The organism is Nocardioides sp. CF8, assembly GCF_000389985.1.
GTDB lineage: Bacteria > Actinomycetota > Actinomycetes > Propionibacteriales > Nocardioidaceae > Nocardioides > Nocardioides allogilvus.
Genome location: NZ_CM001852.1, coordinates 4,109,828 through 4,110,339 on the forward strand (window position 1 = coordinate 4,109,828; position 512 = coordinate 4,110,339).

Genomic DNA, 512 nt, shown 5'->3' on the forward strand with positions numbered 1-512 from the left:
TCGGCGGGGTTGTTGGACCAGATCTGGGTCCATACGTCCTTGGGGAAAGCGGTGAAGGCGAGGATGTCTTCCCGGGCGCCGGCGAGGTGCTCGTAGACGTCGGGGAGCTTCTCTTCCACGTAGTCCAGCAGCCGGTCGAACTGGGCGTTCACGGCCGGTGCGTCGGGCTGGTCGTAGACCGAGTGCAGCATCGCCTTGACCGCGGGCCACATCGATTTCGGGGTCACCGACATCAGGTTCGCGGCGTAGTGGGTACGGCAGGGTTGCCAGGAGGATCCGGCCAGGTTCGCGGCGATCGCGTCCTTGAGTCCGGCGTGGGCATCTGAGGTGACGAGCCGGACGCCGCTCAGGCCACGGGCTACGAGGTCGGCGAAGAACTCGTTCCACGCCGGCCCGGTTTCCGAGGTGGCCACGCGCATCCCGAGGACTTCGCGGTGCCCGTCGCCGTTGACGCCGGTCGCGAGCAGCACCACGGCGTTGATCACGCGGCCGCCTTCGCGGACCTTCATCGT

General features: G+C 67.6%; 1 protein-coding gene. It reads right to left on the reverse strand.

The annotated features are described in order from the left end of the window. Window positions 1-512 (reverse strand): IS256 family transposase (locus tag CF8_RS20005; protein ID WP_036491621.1); only part of this gene is annotated, 512 nt, incomplete at both ends.